The organism is Methyloceanibacter sp., from assembly GCF_041573655.1.
GTDB lineage: Bacteria > Pseudomonadota > Alphaproteobacteria > Rhizobiales > Methyloligellaceae > Methyloceanibacter.
In genome coordinates, this window is the sequence record NZ_JBFFQD010000026.1 from 25,562 (window position 1) to 31,746 (window position 6,185).

9 protein-coding genes and 1 pseudogene are annotated in these 6,185 nt (G+C 62.8%); 5 read left to right on the plus strand and 5 right to left on the minus strand.

What is annotated here, in order from left to right:
• Nucleotides 1-327 precede the first annotated feature (327 nt).
• Entirely contained in the window at nt 328-1,200 is an 873-nt protein-coding gene (locus tag ABY454_RS07900; protein ID WP_372929648.1) for an alpha/beta hydrolase, read from the plus strand.
• Nucleotides 1,201-1,277: 77 nt separating this feature from the next.
• On the opposite strand, the gene rpsU is transcribed toward ABY454_RS07900, so the two are convergent.
• From rpsU to purE, 3 genes are all read right to left on the minus strand, one after another.
• On the minus strand, nt 1,278-1,511 hold the full coding sequence (gene rpsU / locus ABY454_RS07905; RefSeq protein ID WP_372929649.1) for a 30S ribosomal protein S21: 234 nt from the start codon (nt 1,509-1,511) through the stop codon (nt 1,278-1,280).
• Between the two features lie 180 nt (nt 1,512-1,691).
• Entirely contained in the window at nt 1,692-2,780 is a 1,089-nt protein-coding gene (locus ABY454_RS07910) for a 5-(carboxyamino)imidazole ribonucleotide synthase (protein WP_372929650.1), read from the minus strand.
• Entirely contained in the window at nt 2,773-3,270 is a 498-nt protein-coding gene (gene purE / locus ABY454_RS07915; protein ID WP_372929651.1) for a 5-(carboxyamino)imidazole ribonucleotide mutase, read from the minus strand. Before purE ends, ABY454_RS07910 begins: the two co-directional genes overlap by 8 nt.
• Before the next feature lie 159 nt (nt 3,271-3,429).
• Between purE and ABY454_RS07920 the strand changes: the two genes are divergently transcribed.
• Nucleotides 3,430-3,855, plus strand: coding sequence for a DUF4345 domain-containing protein (locus ABY454_RS07920; protein ID WP_372929652.1), 426 nt, complete (start codon nt 3,430-3,432; stop codon nt 3,853-3,855).
• Here ABY454_RS07920 and ABY454_RS07925 read toward each other — a convergent pair.
• Complete coding sequence (locus ABY454_RS07925; protein WP_372929653.1) at nt 3,845-4,051, minus strand: YdcH family protein; 207 nt, start codon at nt 4,049-4,051, stop codon at nt 3,845-3,847. The two genes, ABY454_RS07920 and ABY454_RS07925, sit on opposite strands and share 11 nt — an antisense overlap.
• Before the next feature lie 193 nt (nt 4,052-4,244).
• Between ABY454_RS07925 and ABY454_RS07930 the strand changes: the two genes are divergently transcribed.
• Nucleotides 4,245-4,421, plus strand: a complete 177-nt coding sequence (locus ABY454_RS07930) for a YdcH family protein (RefSeq protein ID WP_372929654.1) — start codon at nt 4,245-4,247, stop codon at nt 4,419-4,421.
• Between the two features lie 228 nt (nt 4,422-4,649).
• Nucleotides 4,650-5,024, plus strand: a complete 375-nt coding sequence (locus ABY454_RS07935; RefSeq protein WP_372929655.1) for a cytochrome c — start codon at nt 4,650-4,652, stop codon at nt 5,022-5,024.
• Nucleotides 5,025-5,036: 12 nt separating this feature from the next.
• Here ABY454_RS07935 and ABY454_RS07940 read toward each other — a convergent pair whose 3' ends face one another.
• Nucleotides 5,037-5,414, minus strand: coding sequence for an STAS/SEC14 domain-containing protein (locus tag ABY454_RS07940; protein ID WP_372929656.1), 378 nt, complete (start codon nt 5,412-5,414; stop codon nt 5,037-5,039).
• Between the two features lie 355 nt (nt 5,415-5,769).
• Here ABY454_RS07940 and ABY454_RS07945 point away from each other — a divergent pair.
• Nucleotides 5,770-6,185, plus strand: a pseudogene (locus ABY454_RS07945) (hypothetical protein); the annotation flags it as partial.

Below are 6,185 nucleotides of genomic sequence, written 5' to 3' on the forward strand. Positions count from 1 at the left end.
GATAACGAAGAATCGTCAAAGTCGAGCCTAGATTCGCCCAACTCCGGCTCAAATCCACCCTTAAACGGCTGACTGCACGACCCGTCGGTCCCGGCATGGCTTTGGCTTGCCCGCGTCGACGCCGCCGAGATTGGCGCCGCTTAGCTCGCAGTTAAGCTTCGTGGGGTTGGGTCCACCCGAAATTCCTTTGATTGGCGCAGCAATTGCTACAGCGCATATGCGCCGTTGAAGATCTCTTTGGCTGAGCGGGGTGTTCAAGCACCGTTCCGTCCGGCCAGCCTAGCGTTGGCCAAGAACAAGAAAATGCAGCGAGGCCGTGACTAACTTATGTTGAACCTGTTCCTCTCATTTGCCGGCATATTTGCGCTCATCTGCCTCGGCGGGCGGTTGCTCCATCGCTACTTCGTGTACATCCCCGATCCCCGGCGCATCGCTCCGAAGGCTGCAGGGCTCGTCTCCGTCGACGAGATCGTCTTCAAGGCTGCCGATGGGACGCGCCTGATCGCGTGGTATCGCGAAGCGCAGCCCGGCAAGCCGACGCTTCTGTATTTCACCGGCAATAGCGGCAACACCGCCGATCGCGCCAGCAAGATCAAGGCGATCGGCGCCGACGGCTATGGCGTGTTCATGCTGAACTACCGCCGTTGTGGTGGCTCGGGCGGAAACCCGACCGAAAAGCGCATCACCGCGGATGCGGTTAGCGCCTATGACTGCTTGCGTGGGTTGGGCGTCGCGCCGCGCGATATTGTCGTCTATGGCGAATCATTGGGTACGGCCGTGGCCACGCGGCTCAGCCTTCAGCGCGAGGCCGAGGCGCTGGTGCTCGAGGCGCCGTTCACCTCGGTGGTGGATGTCGGCAAGCTGCTTTGGCCGCTCCTGCCGCTTGAACTCATCATGACCGATCAATACCGCACCATCGATCGGATCGATCAGGTCGATATCCCGCTCTTCATCGTTCATGGCGGCCGGGACAGCGTGATCCCGCTCTATCAGGCCCGGCGTGTCTATCACGCGGCCAGTGAGCCGAAGACGCTTCAGGTTCTGCCGCGGGCGGGTCACAACGATCTGTTCGAGATGGGCGCTTGGGGCCAGGTGCGTGCCTTCCTCGCAGGCCTCCGGCCGGAGCCTGTGGTGGCGGAGCCCAAAGTGCGGGCCGGCCACCCGATCGGGCTCGAGGCGGCTGCGGACGCGAGCCGCTAGAGCGGCCTGCCAAACGCAACAAAGCCGGGAAGGAACTTCCCGGCTTCACCAGCTTCGATCTTAGCGAAGAAAAGCGCCTAGCGGCGGCCGCGGCTCCGACCGGAAGAGGTTCCGGCTTCGCGTTGCGCCTTCTTGCGTGCGAGCTTGCGGGCGCGGCGGATCGCCTCGGCCTTCTCGCGGGCACGCTTCTCGGAGGGCTTCTCGTAATAATTACGGAGCTTCATCTCGCGGAAGATGCCTTCACGCTGCATTTTCTTCTTCAGGGCCCGGAGGGCCTGATCGACATTGTTATCGCGGACGACGACTTGCACGCGTCTATAATCTCCGAATTAGCGTTCATTTTGGGATTGAAGCGAACCCAAATCGACCCGAGCAGAGCCGATCTCAGTCCCGCATCAGGGGCTGATCTAGCAAAAGAGCCCTTCGTTGTCCAGGCTGGTGCCAGGGTCTTCCGGCCCATTCTCTAGACCGAGGTCTCTAGTGCGAGGCCTCTAATCTGAGGTTTTGGGCGTGAGGCGCGTGACATGGCCCATTTTGCGCCCCGGGCGGGCTTCTGCCTTGCCGTAGAGGTGCAGACCCAAGCCGGGCTCGGCGGCGAGCGCGGGCCAGGCCTCTACGTCGTCGCCGATCAGATTTGTCATCACCGCATTGCTGTGGCGGCTCACATCGCCCAGCGGCCAGCCGCAAATGGCCCGCACATGGTTCTCGAACTGGCTGACGCGGCAGGCATCGATGGTCCAGTGCCCCGAATTGTGCACGCGCGGGGCGAACTCATTGACGATAAGTCCGGGCTCTTCGCCCTCGCGCTGGAACATCTCCACGCACAGCACGCCCACATAGTTGAGAGCCTCGGCGATGGTGCCGGCGATCTTCCGCGCCTCGAACACGACCGAATCGGAAATGCTGGCGGGGACCCGGCTCGTGGCGAGTATGCCGCCCTGGTGCACGTTCTCGACCACGTCGTAGAAGCGCGTCTCGCCGTCTTGCCCCCGCACGGCGATCACCGAGAGCTCGCGCTGGAACGGCACGATGCCTTCCAACAGGGACGGCGCGGCGCCGATCTTCTCTAAGGCCGTTTCGGCCTCGCACTGTGTGTGGATCGCGACCTGTCCCTTGCCGTCATAGCCGAACCGGCGCGTCTTGAGCAGGGCAGGGGTGCCCACCCGTGCGAGCGCCTTGTTGAGATCGCCGAGATTGTCTACGGCGGCGTAAGGCGCAACCGGAATCCTAAGCCCGCTGACGAAGTCCTTCTCTGCGAGTCTGTCTTGCGCAACCGAAAAGGCCTTGGCCGGCGGAAACACGGGGGCAATCTCCCCGGCCACGTGGAGTGCTTTGGCCGGCACGTTCTCGAACTCGCAAGTGACGACGTCGACACGCTTCGCAAAGTCGGACAACAGGCTCGCGTCTTCGTAGGCGCCGACGGTGGACGCCGCCGCGACGTCGAAGGCGGGTGCGTCCGGCGTGTCATTGTAGATTTGTGTTTTGAGGCCGAGCCGGCTGGCAGCGACAGAGAGCATGCGGCCGAGCTGGCCGCCGCCGAGAATGCCGATCGTGCTGCCCGGCGGTAGCGGTTCAGGCATTATCTTCGACAGCCTCGTGCACGCCTGCGGTTTGTTCCGCGCGCCAGGCGGCGAGCCGGGCGGCGAGGCGCTCATCACCGAGCGCGAGAATGCCGGCCGCGAGGAGCCCGGCATTGGTGGCCCCAGCCTTGCCAATGGCAAGCGTGCCAACGGGTACGCCGGCCGGCATCTGGGCGATGGACAGAAGACTGTCGAGACCCTTCAGCGCCTTGCTCTCCACGGGCACGCCGAGCACGGGAAGCTCCGTCATGGATGCGGCCATGCCGGGCAGATGCGCCGCGCCGCCAGCGCCCGCGATGATGACTTTCAGCCCCCGCTCGCGTGCAGTCGAGGCGTACTCGTAAAGCCGGTTTGGCGTGCGGTGGGCGGAGACCACCTTGGTCTCGTAGGGCACGTGTAGTTTGTCGAGGACGTCCGCGGTCGCTTTTAGCGTGGGCCAGTCCGAGCGGCTTCCCATAATGATGCCGACGGCGAGGTTCTCATCGCTCATGCTTTCGCTCATGGGAAGGTCCGGCGCATGGCCTGTTCGCGGAAAGCGCGCGATTATAGGGACGCGCACCTTCTTGGCAAGGCGAGACTCGCCGCTGTCCCCTTGCGGTTTCACCAGGAATCGGTTGCCCTGAGACCCCGACTACGCGATGAGGACGCCATGACCCAAGATCCGCCTGCCTCCCCTCCGACCAGCAAGTTGATGCGGTTCTACCTGCTCTTGGCCGTCTTTCTGATCGTGCCGATCGCGCTCAACTACGGACTTGCGCCCGCTGAGACGCTTCCCAAGTCCCTCGACGTCACGGTCGAGGGCACGGACCTGACCCATATCTTCCGCGGGCTGATGTGCCTTTATCTCGGGGCGGCGCTGTTTTGGGGCATTGCCGCGTTCACGCCGTCCTGGCAGCGCACGGCCGTGATCTGGGTCGTCTTCTTCGCGTTCTCGATTGCGGTCGGACGGGTGATCAGCCTCATCGTGGACGGCCGGCCGAGCGCGCTTCTGCTCATCTATCTGGGACTTGAGATCGCGGCTGGCTTGCTGGGCCTGTTTATTCTGAGCGTGGCCGACAGAAAGTCTAAGCGATGATGTCGGGCAGGAGCTGATCCTCGACCCGGGAGATCTCGTCTCTCAAAAAGAGCTTCTTCTTCTTGAGACGCTTGAGTTGAAGGGCGTCGGCGCGACCAGAGTCCTCCAACGCGACGATGGCGCTGTCCAGGTCGCGATGCTCCTGCTTGAGCCGTTCCAGCACCGTCCGAAGCTCGCGAATCTCCTCGCTCTCCATCGGGCGCTTTTACTCCATTGCCTTCACGGCAGAAAGTATCGGAGCGAAAGCGGGGCGGTGCAAGGGTTTGGGGGCCCCAGCGCGGTTTCCACAGATGCGTGTGCCGCGCGCCTCTATCAACAGCCCGGCGTTAGACAAGCGCAGTGTAGTTTGTCAGAATGATTGTGGTGACAATCGACTTTGGAGGTCCGGTATGGCGCTAGACGCACACCTCACTGAATTGTCTGACAGGCACCGCGCGTTGGATCAGAAAATCGAGCAAGAACAAGGAAGGCCAACGTCGGACGAGTTCAAAATCGCTGAATGGAAGCGTCAGAAACTACGTCTAAAAGATGAAATGGAGCGGCTGAAACACGAGCCGCGACACTAGACGAGGCCTCCAGCCTCAGATTTGAGGCCAGGCTTTAGGTGATCGATGTCCGCGACACCTGGTTTGTTCCGCTCCAGGTGGATAAGGGTGTTTTATGGTCGTGATCGAGAGGCTCCAGGCCGCTCCCGCGGCCATTGTTGTTTGTAGGGCCCTCGTTGATTTGGATCAGTGTGGAAGCCGTCGGGCGCCATGATCTTGAACGCTCAGAACAAGGGAGGCCGGGACATCATGCAGACAGCTTGGCGCGCAGGCGCATTGGCGTTGGCATTGTTTGCTGCGGGCGCGGGGTCTTCAGCGGTGGCCGCCGAGAAAGGCTTAGCCAACAAAGGCGAGGTGCTCGTCCGGGAGAATTGCGCGCGCTGCCATGCCGTCGCGCTGGTTGGCGCCGGCCCGAACGCGGAAGCGCCGCCGTTCCGCACGCTCGGGCGCAAATATCCAATTGAGAATCTCGCCGAATCGCTCGCCGAAGGAATCGTCTCCGGCCATCCGGAGATGCCGATCTTCGTGTTCAAGCCCCACGACGTGGACGCGATCCTTGCCTATCTGGAGTCGATTCAAGAGGCGTCGCAGGCCGATCCCGAAGACGAGGCTTTGCGCCAATAAAGGCCGCGCCGTTCAGGCGTCGGCGGCGCCTTCCGGCCACATCAGCCAATTCCGGGCTTCCTCGATTTGGTCGGGGGCGAAGTGCTCCACGTCACACTCGATAAAGGGGGACACCAGGCCCGACCAGAGATTGTGGACCTCCGGATTGGCCACGACGGCGATGCGGTTGAAGTCCTTGAGGTGGCGGAAGCTGAATTGGACGTCATGCCACAGAGCGGCGGCGTCCATGCCTTCGAAATCCTTGATTTGCTCGAGGATACGCACGCGGCCGTGGCGCGCGATGAAGGCCTCCAGCTTCTTCGCCACGCGGTCGAACTCCTCCGTGGAGACCCGGCCGCTGAGGCAGATTTCGACGGCTTGGGCGTTGTCGTGCTCGGAGTAGGACAGCATGGAGGCGGGGCCGGGGTTTTTAGCGGGCTGTTCGATGTTTCGCCGAAATGGCCGCCATCTTAGCCGTCAAGGCGGAGGGCTGCCTAGCGTTTGGGGTGGGCTTAATCTGCTGCGCCGGCGCGGCGCGGTGTCACTTGCCACACCAGCTGTCCACAGGGCACGGTTGGGGCGGTTAGTTCACCGGAATTTAAGCTTAACGAACCGACAATACCGGCGTAATACGGACCTAAAGACACTCAATCGCCGCCTTTTTTCGGATTACTATGGGCGTCAATAGAGGAGACCGGCGATCAAGAAGCTGCTCTTTTATCTCGTCTGCACTCTCACCATCGTTGTTGGCGGGGTGTGGATGCTCATGAGCCAGGAGCCCCCCGTCAAAATCAAGACGGAGGCCCCGGTCAAGCGCACGCTCGCCTATCAACAGGCGCTCACCCAGCCGCGCGAAGAGCCGAAGAAGGACGCCGAGACGCCGGACATCCCGGCCTTCGAGACCGTCACCACCGAGGACGGCACCACGCCAGCCGGCGACCCGTCGGCCATTCAGGATATCCCCGCCGCATCCGACCCCGCGACGTCACAAGATATGGCGGCGCTGCCGGGTGAGGGCGCGCCCGCTCAAACGCCGAACGGCGCAGCCCCCGGGCAGCCTTTGCCTTGGGCCACGGACCAGGCCGAGCAATGGGGCGATGAGCGGCGTCAGCAGATGCCAGATCAGGCTTATGGCCGCCCGGTGCCGCCTGCAAACCCTTACGGTCAGCAGGGCGGTCCGCC